Below are 18,654 nucleotides of genomic sequence, written 5' to 3'. Positions count from 1 at the left end.
TCACGAAGCAGCTTGAAGCTTCGTACCGCGCCTGACTTGATCTGATAGACATAATCGGCGGGTTCCTTTTCGCCGTAGATCTTGTTGCACTTCCGATAGGTAAGTTGGCTCAGGCTGACGATCGGATTGGTTTCGGTCGGTATCCCCAGTTCGCAAAGGGAGTGCGGATGAGGCACCGACACTGAGGTGATATGCATCAGCATTGGACCCATTCCTTAATCTGGTGATGATGGGCCTGGTAACCGTGCAATTCCGGTGCCGGGTTAGCGGCGTGCGTGGTGACAAGATTTTCAGGGATAGTGCATTCTCGGTATTGTCCTAAAGTTCATTGCACCAAAGGACAGCAGGGCCCGAGTTTGGATCTGTTTGCTTGCGGCGCTGCGGCGCAGAACTCTGCCACCGGTCTGCAGCTTAAGACCGGCGCTACGGTGATTGTTGGTAGCTCCAGCGTGACTAATCGCGCCAACAACGTCGCCGGATACAGTTGCCCGATAACCGCTTCGATGTTGCAGAGGCTCCTTGCCCATGGATGGACGGGCACGATGTCGCCGTATCCGGTCGTCGTCAGCGTGGCAAAGCTCAAATAGAAAACCTTGCTCGCAAGCGATCAGTCATCCACGAACTCGATGCCTTTGAATGCATCGGCGGCCGGCAGGCAAATCCCACGGCAATCAAAAGATATACGAGGACAGCGCCGACGACGCGGTGATAGGTGATGTAGCCTGGACCGAATACGGCCCTCGTAACGACAGCTCCCAAGGCTATGGCGATCAGCAACCATGACGCCGCCAGCAGATGCAAGTTGTAGGGCCAAGCGTAGTAATAGCGCTGCAAGAGCACGATGACGTTCGCAATAAGCCCAAGTAACATCATTCCAAGTGCGATCTTGCTCTTCGAGATAATCGCCATGCTCGCCATCACAGCAAGCAAGATGGTAATTGCCCCGGCATGGAGAAAAAAATGGCCGGTCGCTTGAAGAGGCGCAAAGACGAAGACGATCGATACGAGGAGAATTGTGAGTAGCGTCAGCAGCCAATCGTTGATGCTCAAGCGCATCCGTTCTCGCAGAAGGTCTACTTTCATACCGTTCCCCCTGTTGGCTTCCAGCTCCAGCCTTCGACATGCGACGTGGAGGTGTCTGTGCGATGTATGAATAGGGGCCGCGAGACTCGGCGTTTGGATTTTGCCCGGACGCCGATCACCAGGTTCTGAAGCCGAACCAGCCGAACTGTCCTTGTCGTGCCACTAGAAGCATCTGCGGCTTGACGTGCCGTCTCGGCCGGGCGGCGACGTTTGATGTCTTGTGTTGTCGCTTGCGATCGATAGATTCGGGCGGGCGTGCATCTGGACGCGGCAGCATTGCGAGTGCATTCGCGACTGTCGGGTTATCGATCCGGTTGACGGGCGGTTCGGTGACGCCTGACGACATCGCGACATCTGGGATCTTGACCGCGGGTGCGGCGGAAACGATTGTCGGCGACCGGGCATCGAGCACAATTCGCTCCGGCCATTTGCGATCGGAGTGAATGCGTATTGCTGGTCGATCAGCCGGCACCTGTTCAGGGATTTGCCCCTCGGAACACAATAGTCTGCGACAAAGAGCAGTAAGAGCAACGCCGCTCCGACCTTCCAGAGATATGCCAGCAACGGCATGCCGGTAGCTCCTGTGCCCTCGAAACAACTGCCTTGGGCCAGTTCTACGACGTTGTCTCACGCATGCTGCACAATGGCGACGTACTTCTTGATCTAGATCAAGCGCGTTGGGCTGATCGGAAACGTGATCCAGCTTCACTCGGAATTGCGCACGCTCCAATGTGAATTACTTGAGATGAAGTGCAACGTTACCATCCTTCCGGTGGAGAGCTGCGAGCGGTGGACCTCTATCGCAGAGTTCCGCTTTGGGTCAATCGCGTCGTTGTTACAGTCGGCCAGCTACTACGCGGCAATGGCGACCTGAAGGGGGCCGCCCCATGAAATCGACGTCGTCGCGATCCAGGGCGACAAGGTCTTCTTTCTCGCTGTCACCAATGCGGTGAAGACGGCCGAGATTCCGGCCTGCGAAAAAGTCTGGAAGCAAATGATGGCGAGGAAGACACCGGAGGATTCCATGGCCAAGGAAGACGGGGCCATGGACGCCTACACAAAATGCTTTGCCAAGGAGGCGCCAGGTCAAAGCTGGTTCGCGGCGGCCGTGAAGAAGGCGCGGGGCCAGTTGGAGCTGCTGCTCGCGCGGTAGGATCCCTCGGAACTAACCGATCCGGAAACGGTGTTCCGGCAGCCCCTGCGCGACGCCGTCAATGGCCAGGAGATGGCCGGCCTGCGGCTCGACGTCAAGCTGCTGCCGATCCAGGAATTTTCTGGCCGTCGTCACATACAGCGTTTTGAGATCGCTTCCTCCGAAGCAAAGACAGGTCGGATTGGTGACAGGCAGGGGAATGACCGTGTCGATCGTCCCGTCAGGCCGATAACGCACCACCCGACCGCCCGAGAAGAACGCCGTCCACAGCCCGCCATCGACGTCAACGCACGCGCCGTCAGGTCTTTCTCCGGAGGCGCTGTAATCCGCAAATAGGCGCCTGTTGCTGATCAGGCCGTCGTCGAGATCGAAGTCGAACGCCCAGGTGCAGTAACGCCGCGTGTCCGTGAAATAGAACGTCCGATTGTCGGGCGAGAACGCGATCCCATTGGACACGATGACGTCGTCGAACAGGCGCGTCACCTGACCGTCTCCGGTGACGCGGTACAGCGAGCCGTTCGGCCGGTGCAATTGATTGTCCATAGTGCCGATCCACAGGCGGCCGCGCGCGTCCACGCGGCCGTCGTTGAGGCGGTTGTCCAGGCCGCGTTCGACCTCGACGACGGTCTGGCGATGGTCGAGGGTCAAGTCCTGCGCGAGCAGATGCGAACCGTCTGACGTCAGGGCCTGGCTGCCGACGAATTGGCAATCATAGGAGGCTTTGTAATGGGCGCCCGTCGCGGGATCGAAGGATTGATGAAGCCGGCCGTCGATGTCGATCCACCACAGCTTGCGGGACCGGTCGCACCACAGCGGCGTTTCGCCAAGAATGTCCGCGCTGGCGACCGCGGTCTCGACCCTGTGCGCGGGAATCGTTTTCGCAGTCATTCCGGAATCCGGTTCCAGCCGCGCGCGCTATCGCCAAAGGCCTGATAACCATCGGCGGTGACGGCGATGGTATCCTCGAGCTTGATAAAACCCCGTCGCTTGTGAGGCAGCGTGGTTTCAATCGAGATGACCACGCCGGCCTCAAGCGGCGCATTGGCGTCGTCGGCGGGGTAGGGAATGGGTCCGCTCGCCGTCAGGCGCGGCGCTTCGTGGCTGACGATGCCCATGCCATGGGCGACGAAGTGCATGTGCTTGCCGTGAGGAGACCGCGCAAGCGCTTCGTTCGCTGCAGCGTAGATATCGGCGCCGATGAGACCGGCGCGGATCGGAGCGCGGGCCGCCTGCTGGATCAGGTCGATTTCGCCGAGCAGATCGACGAGCTCGCCGTCCGGCGCCCCATGCATGGCCATCCGGCAGAGATCGCCGATATAGCCTTTGTAATTCCCGCCCGAAATCTAGTGACACGATATCGCCGCGCTCGAGACGTTGCTCGGACGGCGCCCGGTTGAGGCTCGTTCCCATCGTCACCAGGGCGTATTCGAAGATCATGTCGCGGGACAATTCGGCCTGCCGCAAATGCCCGATGATCTCGCGCTTGCTGTGTCCGGGCCGGGCGTGGTTCACCGCATCCATCATGGAGGCGACCACGCGCTCGGACGCTTCGCGCAGGATCTCCAGCTCGGCTGCGGTCTTGATCGACCGCAGTTTCTCGAGCGGGCGCATCGCCTCGACGAGCTGGGAATCGGCGAGATCCCGACGCAGCACATCGGCGGCATCGACGGGCAGGAACGACATCTCGACGCCGACACGCAGCGCCGTCGTCGCGACCGCCTTCACATGCCTGAGCGCGAGCGCCATCGCCTCGACCGAGGTCGACGATCCGAATACGGCCGGCGGCATCCAGTATCCGGCGGCGGTCCTGTTCTCGACGCTGTCCCGCTCGTTCCGGTTGGCAACATAGGCGCACTTCTCCGGGGCGCCCTTCAAATAGACGAAGATGGGCAGATAGCGGCTGATGCCGATCGCTTCCATGTAATCGAACTGGAAGTGATAGTAACCGCCGAGCAGGTACTGAATGTTGTGCTTCGCGGTGACGATCAGCACGTCGATGCCGAAATCGTCGAGCAGGCCGTCGAGCCTTGCCGTGGAGAACGGAATTTTCGAACTCATTGATCGTTCTTCTTCGCTGACGACTTGATCTCTTGGGCGGGCGAAGGCGGTCAGCTGTCCTTCCAGGAGGACAGCGCATGCGCGACGCAGCCATTGATGTGGTCGCTGAGGACGGCCCTGGCGCTCTTGATGTCACGCTTCAGAGCGGCTTCCAGCAAGGCCTTGTGCTGGTTGATCGTCTCCGTGCCGCGGTAGCGCAGCGCATAGCGGAAGTATTTGTCGAACACGATCGCATGGGTATGCATCAACTCGCGCGACCCGCAGCTCGAGATCAGCGCCTGGTGGAATTCGCCGTCGTAGCGCTTGCGCAGCTCGGGATCGTCGCCTTCCTTGAGGACGGTGCGTTCGGTCGCCGCCAGCTTGTGATGCGCGGACACGACGCGGCCCTCCCACTCGACGTCGCCGGCCCGGAATGACTCGGCCATCGCGTGATGCTCCAGCAGGATGCGCAGCTCGGCGAGCTCGCGCAGGTTCTGGATCGAGATCGGCGCCACCTCGAAGCCGCGCTGGCCTTCGGCGACCACAAAACCCTCGGACGTGAGGCGATTGAGGATCTCGCGCAGCGTCGAGATGCTGACGCCGTAATCTTCCTTCATGGCATCGAGCTTGAGACGCCCGGCAGGCGTGAGCACGCCGAAAATGATGTCGGAGCGAATGCGCTGATAGCCGCTGTCGCCTGCCGACATTGGCCGTTCCTCGAGTGTCGTCATGCGCTCTAGTCCCGCTGTCCGGATTGCCGGCCCGCCGTGCGGCGGCCGAACCATCAATGTTGCCAGCAATATAGCAGACCGACGACACATGACGTCTACTGAAATCTCATATGAAATTGATTTTGTCGTTTGACATGGAAATATATGTATGATGTGTAAATAAACGGAGGGTACGGAAAACAAGGCCTTAAGCCGCCGTTCGTGCCCCGGTGAACAGGGAGGAAACGATGAGCTTGTTGATACGGGCGCTGTCTGCGACGGCGATCTGCGTGGCGCTGACGGTCGGCGCATCCGCCGCTGACGACATCCAGGAGCGGACGATCAGGTGGGGCCACCTCAACAACACCGATCACCCTGTCAGCTTTGGCGTGCAGAAGTTTGCCGAGATCCTGCTGGCGAAGAGCGGGGGCAAGATGAAGGTGCGAGAGTTCGCAGCCTCCCAGCTCGGCAATGAGTTGCAGCAGCAATCGGCACTGCGCGGCGGCACGCAGGAGATGCTGTCGGCCTCGACCACCTCGCTCGCAACCGTCATTCCGGAATTCGGCCTCGTCGACTTCCCGTTCCTCTTCAACACGACCGAGCAGGCCGACGCGCTCGCGACCGGTAAATTCGGCAACGCGATGATTGACACGCTGCCGTCGAAGGGGCTGATCGGTCTCGGCTATTGGGGCCTGGGTTTCCGCAATGTCACCAACAGCACCCGCCCGATCACGAAGGTCGAGGACTTCAGCGGGCTCAAGCTTCGCGTGATTCCGAACCCGGTCTATCTCGAAAGTTTCAGCGCCTTTAAGGCCAATCCGGTCCCGATGGCCTTCGGCGAGCTGTATTCGGCGCTCGAGACCCGCACCGTCGACGGCCAGGAGAATCCCTACACGGTCATTCTCTCGAACAAGTTCTACGAAGTGCAGAAATACGTCTCCGCGACCAACCACACCTTCACCCTGAACATCATTCTGGTGAGCAAGGTGTTCTGGGACAAGCTGTCGCCGACCGAGCAGCGCCTGATGCGCGAGGCTTATGCAGAGAGCCGCGACTACCAGAAGGAGCAGACGCGCCTTCAGACCGAAAAGGCGCTGGCGGAATTGCAGGCCAAGGGCATGCAGTACAATGCGATCGCACCTGAAGAGACCGATCGCATGCGTAAGACAGTGCAGCCGGTCGTGGACAAGATCTCGGCCAATCTTCGGTCCGAGACGGTGAAGCTCTTCAACGACGAGGTCGAGCGCATCCGCAAGGACGTGAAGTAGCCGACGTCTCCATCACGCAGGCGGCGGGGCCGGCCACTGGCCGGCTCACACCCCTCATTTGCCCGGACGTCACGCATGGCGCGAGCTCTTGACCTCTACTGCACGTTCCTGAAAGCCGTCATTGCCGCGTGTCTTGCAGTGATGGTGGTGCTGGTGTTCGGCAACGTCGTCCTGCGTTACGGCTTCAACTCCGGCATCACGATTTCGGAGGAGCTGTCGCGCTGGCTGCTGGTCTGGCTGACCTTCCTCGGCGCCATCGTCGCGCTGCGCGAGCACGCGCATCTCGGCGTCGACAGCCTGGTCCGCATGCTGCCGGCTTACGGAAAACGCATCTGCTTCATCATCAACTATTGCCTGATGCTGTTTGCCGATTGGCTGCTGCTCTCGGGCAGCTGGCGCCAGACCATCATCAACATCGACGATCGCGCGCCGGCGACCGGCCTTTCGATGGCCATCTTCTACGCGGTCGGCGTGATCTTCGGCGTATCGGCCGCAGTCATCCTTCTCTACGACCTCGTCCGCGTGCTCACGGGACAGGCCAGCGAGGCCGATATGGTGGCAGTCAAGGAATCGGAAGAGCACTGATGCTGACCATCGGGATCACGCTATGACGATCGCCGTCTTTACCTTATCGCTGCTCGGCGCCATGGCGCTCGGCATGCCGATCGCCTTTGCGCTGATCGTCTGCGGCGTCGCCCTGATGAGCACGATCGACATGTTCGACGCCCAGATCGTGGCGCAGAATGTCATCAACGGCGCGGACAGCTTTCCGCTGATGGCCATTCCCTTCTTCATGCTCGCGGGTGAGATCATGAACAAGGGCGGCCTGGCCAAGCGTATCGTCAATGTCGCGCTCGTTGCCGTAGGCCATTTCCGCGGGGGGCTTGGCTACGTCACGATCCTCGCGTCCTGCATCCTGGCTTCGCTCTCGGGTTCGGCCGCGGCCGATGCGGCTGCGCTCGCGGCTCTACTGGTGCCGATGATGGTTGCGGCAGGGCACAAGAAGTCCTATGCGGCGGGTCTCGTGGCGGCGGGGGGCATCATTGCCCCCGTCATCCCGCCCAGCATCGGCTTCGTCATCTTCGGCGTCGCCGCGGGCGTTTCGATCTCGAAACTGTTTCTGGCCGGCATCGTGCCCGGGCTGCTGCTCGGCGCTGGGCTTTGCATGGCGTGGGCGTGGGTGGTGCGGAAAGAGAACCTGACGCCGCCGCCGCGAGCCTCGGGGGCTGAGATCATCAAGGCCGTCGTCGATGGTTTCTGGGCGCTGATGCTGCCGGTCATCATCGTGGTCGGCCTGCGTTTCGGCATCTTCACGCCGACGGAAGCCGCGGTGGTTGTCGCCGTCTACTCCCTGTTCGTCGCGACCTGCATCTACCGTGAACTGAAACTGTCGCAGCTCTACGCCATCTTCGTCTCCTCTGCCGTGACGACGAGCATCGTGATGTTCCTTGTCGCCGCGGCGCTGGTATCGTCCTGGCTCATCACCGTGTCCGAGATATCCGCACAGGTCGTGACCCTGCTGAAGCCCTTCATGGGCAACAACACGCTGTTGATGCTCGCGATCATGGTCGTGGTGGTCATCGTGGGGACGGCGCTCGACATGACGCCGACGATCCTCATTCTCACGCCGATCCTGATGCCGATCATCAAGGCGGCGGGCATCGACCCCGTCTATTTCGGCGTCCTCTTCATCATCAACAACGCCATCGGCCTGATCACGCCACCGGTCGGCATCGTGCTCAACGTCGTCTGCGGCGTCTCGAGGATCAGCATGGAGGATATCATCAAGGGCGTCTGGCCGTTCATGATCGCGCAACTGATCGTCCTGTTCGCGATGGTGCTATTCCCGGGACTGGTGACGATTCCGGCGAAATGGTTCGGCGGCTAGTCACATATGTCGACAAAGGAGAGGCGAACAATGGCCGCTAAGATCATGATCCTCAATGGACCCAATCTGAACTTTCTCGGCATCCGGGAGCCGCACATCTACGGCCGGACGACGCTGAAGCAGATCGAGGTCAGCTGCCAGGCCCTGGCCGACCAGCTCGGCGTATCGATCTCATTCCACCAGACCAATATGGAGGGTGAGCTCGTCAATCTGATCCAGTCCGCCTATGGCAACGCGGATGCGATCATCATGAATCCGGCGGCCTATTCCTTCACCTCGATCGCGCTGATCGACGCACTGAAGATCTTCGAGGGTATCAAGATCGAGGTGCATATCTCGAACATCCATGCCCGGGACGAGCTTCACCGCCACTCGATCACGTCGAGTGCCTGCACGTCGGTTATTTGCGGCTTGGGTCCGTACGGCTATCTCGCCGCGATCCTGGCAGCCGTTCAACGGCTTGGACAATTGCCTGAAACCATTCCGCAGGCCTTGCACGGGCTTGCCGCCGCTGCCACGGCGTAAGGAGGAGAGCAACATGCGCGGTGCAGGATTTCTCGCCATCTGGAGCGACGTCGAGGCGCACGACCTGACCGATTACCGGCACTGGCTGACGCGCGAGCACACCACCGAGCGCGTGACGACCAAGGGCTTCCGCGGGGTGCGCGTCTTCCGCGCGGCAAGGGACGACATCAACCGCTTCTTCATCCTGTACGAGCTCGATGCGCCCGAGGTGCTCGACGGCGAAGCGTACCTCGCGCGCCTCAACGCGCCGACGCCCTGGTCGCAGCGCATCATGCCAAAGCTCAGCAATTTCATGCGGGGCGGGGGCATCATGGTCGCGCGCGCGGGGCGAGGCGAGGGGGCCACGATCATGGCGCTGCGGATCGAGGCTTTGCCCGCGGACGCCCGAAAACTGGCTGAGGCGCTCGTTGCATGCGACGGAATTGCCGCCATTCAGATCGGCGCGACCGACGAGGCGCGCACATCGGTGCCGACGGCCGAAAAGGGCATGCGAAAGGACGAGGGCTTTTTCGCAGGCCTATTGCTGATCGAGGCGCTCGACGTCGCCGCGTTGCAGGCCGCCTTGCAGCAGGCGCGCGCGATTGCGCCCGACATCCTGGGCCGGGCGAGCGAGCCGGAAGTCTACCAAGGCATGTTCGCGCTCGACGCCCGCATCGCGGACTTCGGCTGATGGCCGTCTTCTCGCTCGCTGCCCTGACCGTGCTCGATCTCGCGCCGCCCGAGATGATCGAGCTGGCGGCCCGCTGCGGCTACGAGAAAGTCGGGCTCAGATTGCTGCCCGCGACGCAAGGCGGAATTGCCTATCGCCTGATGGACGATGCGCCGCAGATGCGAGAGACGCTGCAGCGGTTGCAGTCGACGGGCGTGACCGTCGCCGATATCGAAGTCGTCGCGTTCAGGCCGGCGACGGACGTCGCGTCCTTCACGCCCTTCTTCGAGGCGGGCGCGCGCCTCGGCGCCAAACATATTCTCGTTGCGGCCTACGATCCGGACCTGGCACGGTTCTCGGACCGCTACCGGCAGTTTTGCGAAGCGGCTGCACAGCACGGCCTGACATCCGATCTCGAATTCATGCCCTGGACCAGCGTTCCGGACCTGAAGACCGCGATGCGGATCGTCGCCGATATCGATCACCCCGCGGCCGGCGTTCTGGTCGATGCGCTGCATTTCGATCGATCGCAAAGCGCTTGCGGATATCAAGGCTATCCCGGCGAAGCAGCTTCACTACTGGCAACTCTGCGACGGTCCGGCCGAACGCCCGGCGACGACCGAGCAGCTCATTCATGCCGCACGCGAGGAACGGATGTTTCCAGGCGAGGGCGGCATCGATCTCGTCGGACTGACACAAGCCATGCCCGACAGCCTGACCATCAGCATCGAGGTCCCGACCGTTCAGCTGGCGAAGACCGTCGATGCCGTAACACGGGCACGCCGGGCGCTCGCGGCGGGCAGGGCCGTGGTCGAGAGGGCGCGCGCCGCTTCGTAAGAGGGTGGGATGCCGCAAGCCGATCGCGTCTGGGACATCGAGACCGACCTGCTGGTCATTGGCGCAGGTGCGGGGGGCATGACGGCGGCGCTGGTCGGCGCCCTCGAAGGGCTCGGCGTTATCCTCAGCGAGAAGTCGGACATGGTGGGCGGCACGACCGCAACCTCCGCCGGCACCGTCTGGATCCCGGGCAACCGGCAAGGGCGGCGCGCTGGAACGCCTGATACGGTCGAGGCCGCGCGCACCTATCTCGCCGCGATGCTCGGCGAGCACGCGACCGACCAGCGCGTGGATATGTTCCTGAAGGCCGGCCCGATCGTTCTCGATTATCTCGAGCAGAAGACGAGCGTGAAGTTCGCGGCACCGCCGGTCCATCCCGATTACAAGCAGCTTCGTGGCGCTGCGATCGGCGGTCGCGCGCTCGGAGCCGTGCCGTTCGACGGCCGCGAGCTCGGCGACGATTTCGTGCGAGTCAGGCCGCCACGTCGCGAATTCATGGTCCTCGGCGGCATGATGGTCGGGAAGGCGGACATTCCGGCGCTGCTGGCGCCCTTCCGCAACTGGACCAACTTTCGACACGCCGTCGGCCTTCTCGCCCGGCATGCGCTGGATCGGCTGCGCCACAAGCGAGGAACGCGCCTGATCATGGGCAATGCGCTGGTCGCGCGACTGCTCGACAGCATCCGCCGCGCCGGCGTCGAGCTGCGATGTGAGACGGCGCTTCGCGAGATCATTTGCGAGGGCGACGACATCGTCGGTGCGGTCCTCACGTCTCCGACCGGAGAGGTCGCCATACGCGCCCGCAAGGGCGTGGTGCTGGCAACTGGCKGCATCGGCTGGAGCCGCGAGCTTCGCGAACGGCTGTTTCCACATGCCGCGCGCCGCTTTTCGCTCGCGCCCTCATCCAATACAGGTGACGGAATCCAAGCCGCCGAGCGTGTCAACGCCATCATCGAGCGTGACCTCGAGAGCCCGGCCCTGTGGATGCCGAGCTCGGTGATGGCGCAAGCCGACGGCCACGTCTCGGTCTTCCCGCACATCATGCTCGATCGCGCCAAGCCGGGACTGCTCGCCGTCAACAAATCCGGCCGACGCTTCGTGAACGAAGCGGACTCCTATCACGACTTCGTCGCCGCGATGCTGCGTTCGAACGCATCTGCCTCGTCAGCCACGCCGGCCTTCCTGATCTGCGACAGGGCCTTCATCAAGGATTTTGGCATCGGACTGGTTCATCCCGGGACCAAAGACCTGACCGAGTTCTTGCAAACCAATTATTTGATCGAAGCCGAAACGATCGCAGAACTGGCACAGAAAATCCCTATCGATCCAGATCAGCTTGCTGAAACGGTCGAACGATACAATCGGTATGCCGAGAGCGGGGTCGACGAAGATTTCGGGCGCGGTTCAAGCGAATTGAACCGGTTCAATGGCGACGCCCGGAGCAAGCCGAACCCTTGTCTGCGCCGGATCGGCCCAGGACCGTATTATGCCGTCGCCGTATGGCCCTCGGACCTCGCCAGCAGCGCCGGTCTACGCACGGATTCCTGCGCACGCGTATTGTCTCGCGACGGCACGGTTCTATTCGGTCTCTACGCCGTCGGGACCGATTCATCCTCGATCTTCCGCGGCACATATCCGGGGCCCGGCACCATGATCGGCCCGGCCATGGTCTTCGGCTGGTGCGCCGCGATGGACGCAGCGGCAAAGCTACGCGGGCTTCTCGATCTGGCGCCGCGCTAGAAGCTACGGCCCCCGCCTGAGCGACGCCGTCCGAGATGGTCAATGCACCCATGCCACCGCTGCCTCCGCTCGCGGAGCGGGCGAAGCGAAGGCGGGAACGGCGCGAGCGTCGTCGCGAAGGACGCGAACGAGCTCTAGCGACCGCGTCCTGAAGGCGTAAGCGCGCCAGAAGGCCGTGAAATCCAGGTGGTAGATCATGGCCGCGACGAGCGAAAGCAGCTGTCCACCGCCGCAGAAGATCGTGATGGTTTTGAATTCCTCCGCGCCGTCAGTCGAGCGGACCGCGCTCGACGTTACGGCAGGGCTCGTTAAAGGTCTCAAGCGGAATTAGGTTCGTCGGCCTCCCATGCCGGGATCGGAGTAAACGAAGGCAACCATCCAGCTAAGGCCGCAGGCATCTTACCCTGCGTTCTGCTCGACCGTCTCGATCGTCATCGAGACGGTTTTCGCCGCCGCGGACAAAGCCCGGCACTTTCTCCAAAGTTCCATCACGTGCCCTCTTGTAAGGACCGCGTGCCATCCATATACCAGCCATACAGATGGTAAATGGATGGCGAGAAGCATGCCTTCGAATATTCAAGAACTGAGGCCGAAGCCTCCGGAAACCGAAAAGATCACCATCAATCTCGGCTTCGTCGATCTGGGCCACGTCGATCTGATGGTGAAGGACGGGTTCTATTCGAACCGCACGGATTTCATCCGGACGGCGATCCGCAATCAGCTCGAGCGTCACGCCGACGTGGTCAAGCAATCTACCGCCCGTAAAGGCTTGGATCTCGGCCTCCGGAATTACACGCGCGCGGATCTCGAAGCGGCGCAGCGAGCCGGCGAGATGCTGCACATCAATGTGCTTGGCCTTGCCAGCATCGCGCAGGACGTTACGGCCGAACTCGCCCGCGCAACTATCGGCTCGGTTTCCGTGCTCGGAGCCCTCCATGCCACCCCCGCGGTCAAGGCCGCTCTCGCCGACAGAACAAGGTGAACACGATGTTGAATCACGACACGCTGCGCGAAGCCACGCGGTTGACGCGAGCGGGGCAACTGACCGAAGCCACGGCGCTGCTGCAGCGCATGCTCAAAGGCGAGCATGCGCCCGCTGCGGCATCGCTCGTCCCGCAGCTCGTCGGCCTTCCAGACGGCGTTCCGCCCACCATCGACCTCAAGTCTAGCCGCCTCGGCTGGGCCGACCTCAAAGCTCCGGCTACCACGGCACGTTTGCACCGGCCGCTGTTCGATCGGGCCAAGGGCGGCACCTGGCTTGGTCTGCGGGGTGCCAAGCACGCGCCTGCTTCGATCACCGACATCGCGCCGGAAGGAACGAAGTTTATCGACGGCACCTACAGCAACGAGGCCGGAAGCCGAAGCTACAAGCTGTTCGTCCCCAGCGGCTACCAACGAGGTCAACCGCATCCGCTGGTCGTCATGCTGCATGGCTGCACGCAGTCGCCGGACGATTTCGCAGCCGGCACCAGAATGAACTTCATCGCGGAAGAACAGAACTGCCTGGTGGTTTATCCGGCACAGCATGGCGGCGCTAATCCGTCCAAGTGCTGGAACTGGTTTCGCGCGGCTGACCAGCGCCGCGACGAAGGCGAGCCCTCGCTGATCGCGGGCATCACTCGCCAAGTCATGCGTGACTACTTAATCGATCCAAAGCGCGTCTTCGTCGCCGGCCTCTCAGCTGGAGGCGCCGCTGCAGCAATCATGGGAGCCACCTATAGTGATCTATACGCTGCAGTCGGGATCCATTCCGGCCTCCCTTGCGGAGCCGCCACCGATATGCCCTCGGCGTTCACCGCCATGCGGCAAGGGGGCAAAGGCGCTCGTCCTGCGGCGACTGGCCCGATGATCCCGACCATTGTTTTTCACGGCGATCGCGACACCACCGTGCATCCAGGCAATGGCGCCCAGGTCGTCGAACAGACTATCGGAGCGACCAAGACGCAGAAGAAAGTGCATCGCGGGCAAATTCCGGGAGGGCATGGATATACCCGAACGACCCACGTCGACGGCCAGCGGGAGATTTTGGAGCACTGGAACATCCACGGCGCCGGCCACGCTTGGTCCGGAGGGAGCCCCGCCGGATCCTATACGGACGCAGAGGGGCCGGATGCCACGAAGGAAATGCTGCGATTCTTTCTGGAGCATCCGCACGCCGGATGAATCTTGAAGCGGAGCTACTCCGACGGCATCGTGAATGTGAAGCGCGTCTCCTTCGGCGACGACGAGACGGTCAAAGAGCCGTCATGCGCCTTCGCGATCTGAGAAGCGATATATAGCCCCAATCCGAGTCCTTGCCTGCTTGCGCGGGCCTCGCCACGAAAGAACGGCTCGAACAGCTTCTCCATCGCCGCTTCCGGTATAGGCTGGCCGGCGTTGGCGACCCAGAGCTCGAAAGAACCGCCGCGCGTTTCGGCGTGAACGACGATCGGCTGGTTAGAGGTGCCATGCGTCAAGGCGTTGCCTAGAAGGTTGGAGAGTAGCTGACCAACACGCGTCCGGTCGCAATCAACCGGCCGGTCGATCGCGAAGTCCGCAAGGATTTCCCTCCCGGGCGATCCCATACGCAGTTCGTCTACGACCTGCTCGAGTTCAGGTTGGAGTGGCTTTCGGGTGTCGCGCCGCAGGGTGATGCCACCGCCCAGCCTGCCACGCGCGAAGTCCAGCACGTTGTCGATCATCGCGCTCATCCGGATGACGGTCGACTGCAGCATCGCGGTGACCCGGTGCTCCTGCTCGCTCTGTACCGTCCGATCGAGGATACGGGCGCCGGCGCTAATCGAGGCGAGCGGATTGCGCAGATCGTGACCGAGAACGGCGATGAATTGTTCGCGAAACCGCGACGTCTCATTTTCCAGCCGCAGCACCTCCTGCGTGGCCTTTTCCGCCGTCACGGCCAGATCCTTGGCCGACAGAAGCTCCGTTTCGTACCGGCGCCGGTCGGTCGCCTTGATCAGCGCGATGCGGATGCCCAGCGCGTTCCCGTTCGGATCGCGGCGCTCATTGGCGTTCGCGATGATCTGCAGCGGATCGCCCGCGGCCGTAAGCATGTCGATCGCGAACTCGTTGAAGAAACCCTGCATCCGGAGTAGGGGCGCGATATGGGTTTCGAAATAGATACGCCCAGGAAAGGTGAGGAAATCACTGAAGCGCTTCCCGAGCATCGCGTCCGCGTCGTGACCGGTCCATGCGAGGAACGTCCGGTTCACGTGCTCGATGCGCGTGTCGGCGCGCAGCGTGATGTAGCCGCACGGCGCATTTTCGATCATGTCGTCGAAGTCGAGACCGGCGACGCTCACTAGACGAACGTTCTCATGGCGTCGACCACCTCTTTAGGGGCGCTGAGATTCGGACAGTGTCCGGTCGCGTCGAGGACGATCATCCGGCTGCCCGGGATGTTGCGGTGGACGAACTCGCCGACCTCAAGCGACGCGATGATGTCCTCCTTGCACTGGAGGATCAGCGTTGGAACGGCGACGCCGGCCAGGTCCTTGCGGTTGTCGGAGGTGAAAGTGACTCGGGCGAACGCCTTGGCGATCTCCGGATCGGTTCGGCAGAAGCTGTTCGTCAGTTCTTCGCCGAGTTCGGGCCGGTCGGGATTGCCCATGATTGCGGGCGCCATCTGGGTCGACCAGCCCATGTGGTTGGACTCAAGGAACTGCAGCAATTCCTCGATCTGCGCGGCACCGAAGCCGCCGACGTATTCGTCATCGTCGATGTACCGGGCAGAGGGGCCGACTAGGACCAGCTTGCCGAACATTCCGGGAGCCTTCTGAGCGGCAAGTACGCCGATCATGCTGCTGACGGAGTGGCCGACGAAGATGGCATCCTCCAGTTCGAGTTCGCGCCCGATTTCGACAAGGTCGTCGGCATACCCCGATAGGCTGGAGTATTTGGTCTTATCGTAAGCGGCGAGATCCGACCCGCCTGCGCCGACCTGATCGAACGTTACCGTCTCGAAGTCGTTCTCGAACGCCGGAGCCACGAACCGCCACATGTTTTGGTCGCAGCCGAACCCGTGACCGAACACGATAGCCCGGTCCCCGGCTCCTCGAACATTCACGTTGTTTCGCTCGATTACGCCTGACATCGAATACCTCGGAAATTACGGCGCGATGCCCCATCTGCACCTTATCCGGGATCAGGTCGAGCTTGCGAGTCCTTAGCGCGGAACCCTGTCATTTATCGCTGTTCGACGGACCAGTTCGATCCGACTGATGCTGGCCAGGTCTCCTTGCCGTCGTTGAGTGCATCTACAAACCGAGTTGTGGCCCTACCGGCCGTCATCCTGGCGGCCGAGGTATTACCTTTGAAAAGTCTGGTTGTTCGAGCCCCTCGGCCTGCTGACATTCGCACGGCATTCCGGCGCCGCATTGACAGCCCTTCTCATTCCAAGCTTGGAAAGGGTGGTTCTCGCACACGCAGCCCAGCCCAAAGCAGATCTGGCAGTCGGGATCTATCAGGTGACTAACTCCAACGAACAGTCGGCACACAATCTCTTATAATCGCTGATGGCTGTGTTCGAGAGCATCAAGACACGGTGTTCACCACGCCTAACCATTGCTTCCACCGACTCCAGCAGCACCTTGCTCGCAACCTCGGGATCACCGAGGTTGCCCGTCCGCTCCAGGTAATCCCAGGCGATCTGGATCGAGTTTTCCATGATAACGGGCAGGGGCTCACTCATGCGAGGAAACGACCCTAAGCTTGGCGAGTTCCTTGCGTCTCCGTGCTCTCCGATTCGTGGCGCCCGCACCGGCAATTTAGGCAGCCGTACCTATGGTGGCTCTGCGCCACGACGGCGGCCGACGCCGAATGAGGGCGTTTTTCCGAAGAACAGCGGCCAAAGTCGTCTGCGACCAAATAGACGGTCTCGTCACCGTTCGGGGCGATCGACATAAGCCGTCGAGACTGACGCATAAGCAACTCACACGACGGAACCGGGATTCAATTTGTCGACGTCCGATTCGTCGCTGTTACAGTGCGTACGCAGTTGGAGCGCAACACAGAGTCGGCAAAACAGCGCGACGGCCTGAACAAGAGGCTTCTTTGGTTCACAGGCAGGTTTATGGGGGGATGACCGGATTAGTAACCCCTCCGATTGCCCCTACTTGGGCTGGAGAAGGCCCATGAATAGGCGAATCGATGAAGCCGTTGCGGCCCGCGCCTACGAGTTGTGGGAGCAGGCAGGCAAGCCGGACGGCCGAGAAGAAGACTTTTGGCGCTTGGCCGAACAGGAATTGCTCAACGAGGATCAAGGCTCACCTCGACGCACACCGGATACGCTTTAGGCGAGGAGCTACCCGTCATACCCGAGCTTCCCGGCTATCACTGTCCTGCGCGACGCTTAGGTAATTTGGCGGGCGGTCTTTCGAAGACACAAGGCAGAACCGGCAACGGACTGGCCGCAGACGGATCGTCCGTCATCCCCATCGGGAAGCCAAAGGGTTTGGAACGCTTTCCGTACAGATCTTTTGATTTAGTCGCGGTTCAAGCGCTTGTTCGGAGGGTTGCGGCACCCTGATAGAGAGAAGATCGAGTTAATGGCTTCTGTCAAAGCGGAATTGGATAGATACTTTGAATTGTTCCGGCGACGGGTGCCTACGAAGGTGTCGGCCTTCATTCTGTGGCTACGAGAACCATCCTCGTTTTGGGTCCGTGTCGTTGTCGCCGGGTTGCTCATCCTAGGAGGCGTCTTCAGCTTTCTGCCTATCTTCGGCCTCTGGATGCTGCCTCTAGGCCTTCTTCTTATCGCACAGGACATCCCTATTCTACAGAAGCCTCTTCTCATGGCTTTGAGGTGGATCGAGGCCAAGTGGGAGCAGCTGAGAGCGCTCTTTAAGAAGAAACCATCAGGCTGATGGACATGATCCGGCACGCTCACTCTATCCGGAGCGTCACCCGATAAGCGGGCGCCAAACAACTGCACGACCTGCGTATCGGTGCCGCACAAGTCACCTTGCCGCGCGGTGAAACACCTCGCGATGACAGCACAATGAACTTGGAACCTGCACCGGAGTTAACGATGGCAGATCGCAGAGTGACGAGGTGATGGCAGCAGTCAGGGTCAAACCCACGAAGCCCGACGTGGTGATCGCGCGGACCGTGTCGCGCAACACCAATCATCGTACCGAGATGGTCTCGCGCGGGCTGACTTGGGGCGCCGACGAGAAAATCCTTCTGGCGCTCGCGACCGTCGGCTGGTTTGCGACGCGTGGTAGGTCGGAGCAGCTGCAGCGGGCGGGCAATCATGCGCTGCTCGTTACGGTCGTGGTCTCGCTGATGCCTCATGGTATGAAGTCGGTATTCGATCAGACCCGCCCGGACCGCAAGACTGTGCTGGGTCACATGCACGGGGTCTCATTTTCCGGAAAGCGCGATGACGCGTTTCCCTCGGGACACGCCCTCCATATGGGCGCGCTGGCCTCCGCCGCCGGCACTTTAACGCCTCTCCCGCGGAGAATGATTCGAGCCTTAGCGATCGCCCTTTCCCTGACGCGGATAGTCGTGCTGGCGCACTGGGCTAGCGATGTGGTCGCGGGCTTCGCGCTGGGTGCCATCATAGAGCGGCTGCTGCGCTTGTGGACCGGCTATCCGCTTTGGACATCGGAGAAGAGCGACCGTGTCCATTTTTGAGAACGTCAAGGAATACATGCAGCGCGCGACCGGCCTGCGCCGTCCAGGCAGGAAGGAAGCTCCGGAACTCGCTTGTGCCCGAAAGCCTCACACGTTCCGCTTCAAGGATGACGGCTCGGACCCAATCA

Annotated in this window: 20 protein-coding genes and 4 pseudogenes; 13 read left to right on the top strand and 11 right to left on the bottom strand. The window is 61.5% G+C overall.

Annotated features, from left to right (window positions below):
• The 4 genes and pseudogenes from AC1DW2_RS36505 to AC1DW2_RS36490 all read right to left on the bottom strand — a co-directional run.
• Positions 1-203: pseudogene (locus AC1DW2_RS36505) on the bottom strand (helix-turn-helix domain-containing protein); the annotation flags it as partial.
• A gap of 122 nt (positions 204-325) precedes the next feature.
• Positions 326-541 carry a hypothetical protein gene (locus tag AC1DW2_RS36500; RefSeq protein WP_223154068.1) on the bottom strand — a complete coding sequence of 72 codons (216 nt, stop codon included), beginning with the start codon at positions 539-541 and terminating at the stop codon, positions 326-328.
• A gap of 38 nt (positions 542-579) precedes the next feature.
• The gene (locus AC1DW2_RS36495; RefSeq protein ID WP_477008375.1) at positions 580-1,083 is read right to left on the bottom strand and encodes a hypothetical protein; all 504 of its coding nucleotides are present in this window, start codon (positions 1,081-1,083) and stop codon (positions 580-582) included.
• Between the two features lie 115 nt (positions 1,084-1,198).
• Positions 1,199-1,495 carry a hypothetical protein gene (locus tag AC1DW2_RS36490; protein ID WP_477008374.1) on the bottom strand — a complete coding sequence of 99 codons (297 nt, stop codon included), beginning with the start codon at positions 1,493-1,495 and terminating at the stop codon, positions 1,199-1,201.
• Positions 1,496-1,935: 440 nt separating this feature from the next.
• Here AC1DW2_RS36490 and AC1DW2_RS36485 point away from each other — a divergent pair.
• Positions 1,936-2,236, top strand: a pseudogene (locus tag AC1DW2_RS36485) (hypothetical protein); the annotation flags it as partial.
• A gap of 12 nt (positions 2,237-2,248) precedes the next feature.
• Here the strand turns inward: AC1DW2_RS36485 and AC1DW2_RS36480 are convergent.
• The 4 genes and pseudogenes from AC1DW2_RS36480 to AC1DW2_RS36465 form a co-directional block, all read right to left on the bottom strand.
• Positions 2,249-3,124 carry an SMP-30/gluconolactonase/LRE family protein gene (locus AC1DW2_RS36480; protein WP_071915801.1) on the bottom strand — a complete coding sequence of 292 codons (876 nt, stop codon included), beginning with the start codon at positions 3,122-3,124 and terminating at the stop codon, positions 2,249-2,251.
• Complete coding sequence (locus tag AC1DW2_RS36475; RefSeq protein ID WP_477008373.1) at positions 3,121-3,528, bottom strand: M24 family metallopeptidase; 408 nt, start codon at positions 3,526-3,528, stop codon at positions 3,121-3,123. Before AC1DW2_RS36475 ends, AC1DW2_RS36480 begins: the two co-directional genes overlap by 4 nt.
• Positions 3,529-3,877: 349 nt before the next feature.
• Positions 3,878-4,294, bottom strand: a pseudogene (locus AC1DW2_RS36470) (M24 family metallopeptidase); the annotation flags it as partial.
• A 50-nt stretch (positions 4,295-4,344) separates the two neighbouring features.
• Positions 4,345-5,004, bottom strand: coding sequence for a GntR family transcriptional regulator (locus AC1DW2_RS36465; protein WP_135217137.1), 660 nt, complete (start codon positions 5,002-5,004; stop codon positions 4,345-4,347).
• Between the two features lie 227 nt (positions 5,005-5,231).
• Between AC1DW2_RS36465 and AC1DW2_RS36460 the strand changes: the two genes are divergently transcribed.
• The 10 genes and pseudogenes from AC1DW2_RS36460 to AC1DW2_RS36415 all read left to right on the top strand — a co-directional run bounded on the left by AC1DW2_RS36460 (position 5,232) and on the right by AC1DW2_RS36415 (position 14,053).
• Entirely contained in the window at positions 5,232-6,251 is a 1,020-nt protein-coding gene (locus tag AC1DW2_RS36460) for a TRAP transporter substrate-binding protein (protein ID WP_208088271.1), read from the top strand.
• A gap of 75 nt (positions 6,252-6,326) precedes the next feature.
• On the top strand, positions 6,327-6,836 hold the full coding sequence (locus AC1DW2_RS36455; protein ID WP_071915797.1) for a TRAP transporter small permease: 510 nt from the start codon (positions 6,327-6,329) through the stop codon (positions 6,834-6,836).
• 22 nt (positions 6,837-6,858) lie between these two features.
• Positions 6,859-8,139, top strand: a complete 1,281-nt coding sequence (locus AC1DW2_RS36450) for a TRAP transporter large permease (protein ID WP_071915796.1) — start codon at positions 6,859-6,861, stop codon at positions 8,137-8,139.
• A 30-nt stretch (positions 8,140-8,169) separates the two neighbouring features.
• The gene (locus AC1DW2_RS36445) at positions 8,170-8,664 is read left to right on the top strand and encodes a type II 3-dehydroquinate dehydratase (protein WP_208088270.1); all 495 of its coding nucleotides are present in this window, start codon (positions 8,170-8,172) and stop codon (positions 8,662-8,664) included.
• Between the two features lie 13 nt (positions 8,665-8,677).
• Positions 8,678-9,334, top strand: a complete 657-nt coding sequence (locus AC1DW2_RS36440) for a hypothetical protein (RefSeq protein WP_208088269.1) — start codon at positions 8,678-8,680, stop codon at positions 9,332-9,334.
• Positions 9,334-9,774 (top strand): annotated as a pseudogene (locus tag AC1DW2_RS36435) (sugar phosphate isomerase/epimerase family protein); the annotation flags it as partial. The gene AC1DW2_RS36440 and the pseudogene AC1DW2_RS36435, both read left to right, overlap by 1 nt.
• Before the next feature lie 46 nt (positions 9,775-9,820).
• On the top strand, positions 9,821-10,150 hold the full coding sequence (locus tag AC1DW2_RS36430; protein ID WP_208089629.1) for a hypothetical protein: 330 nt from the start codon (positions 9,821-9,823) through the stop codon (positions 10,148-10,150).
• 9 nt (positions 10,151-10,159) lie between these two features.
• Complete coding sequence (locus AC1DW2_RS36425) at positions 10,160-11,890, top strand: FAD-binding protein (protein WP_477008372.1); 1,731 nt, start codon at positions 10,160-10,162, stop codon at positions 11,888-11,890.
• Positions 11,891-12,452: 562 nt separating this feature from the next.
• Positions 12,453-12,872, top strand: coding sequence for a CopG family transcriptional regulator (locus tag AC1DW2_RS36420; protein ID WP_208088267.1), 420 nt, complete (start codon positions 12,453-12,455; stop codon positions 12,870-12,872).
• 5 nt (positions 12,873-12,877) lie between these two features.
• A complete protein-coding gene (locus AC1DW2_RS36415) occupies positions 12,878-14,053 on the top strand; it encodes an extracellular catalytic domain type 1 short-chain-length polyhydroxyalkanoate depolymerase (protein ID WP_208088266.1) in 1,176 nt (391 codons plus the stop codon).
• A 14-nt stretch (positions 14,054-14,067) separates the two neighbouring features.
• Here AC1DW2_RS36415 and AC1DW2_RS36410 read toward each other — a convergent pair whose 3' ends face one another.
• From AC1DW2_RS36410 to AC1DW2_RS36400, 3 genes are all read right to left on the bottom strand, one after another.
• On the bottom strand, positions 14,068-15,159 hold the full coding sequence (locus tag AC1DW2_RS36410) for a sensor histidine kinase (RefSeq protein ID WP_208089537.1): 1,092 nt from the start codon (positions 15,157-15,159) through the stop codon (positions 14,068-14,070).
• Between the two features lie 29 nt (positions 15,160-15,188).
• Positions 15,189-15,980 carry an alpha/beta fold hydrolase gene (locus AC1DW2_RS36405; protein WP_041959899.1) on the bottom strand — a complete coding sequence of 264 codons (792 nt, stop codon included), beginning with the start codon at positions 15,978-15,980 and terminating at the stop codon, positions 15,189-15,191.
• Positions 15,981-16,349: 369 nt separating this feature from the next.
• Positions 16,350-16,577, bottom strand: coding sequence for a hypothetical protein (locus AC1DW2_RS36400; RefSeq protein ID WP_041959901.1), 228 nt, complete (start codon positions 16,575-16,577; stop codon positions 16,350-16,352).
• A gap of 442 nt (positions 16,578-17,019) precedes the next feature.
• Between AC1DW2_RS36400 and AC1DW2_RS36395 the strand changes: the two genes are divergently transcribed.
• Positions 17,020-17,181 carry a DUF2934 domain-containing protein gene (locus AC1DW2_RS36395; RefSeq protein ID WP_071910726.1) on the top strand — a complete coding sequence of 54 codons (162 nt, stop codon included), beginning with the start codon at positions 17,020-17,022 and terminating at the stop codon, positions 17,179-17,181.
• 760 nt (positions 17,182-17,941) lie between these two features.
• A complete protein-coding gene (locus tag AC1DW2_RS36390; RefSeq protein WP_041959903.1) occupies positions 17,942-18,526 on the top strand; it encodes a phosphatase PAP2 family protein in 585 nt (194 codons plus the stop codon).
• The last annotated feature ends 128 nt before the right edge of the window (positions 18,527-18,654 follow it).

Source organism: Bradyrhizobium sp. P3_C3 (assembly GCF_056402655.1).
This window is presented reverse-complemented; position numbering and strand designations above follow the sequence as displayed.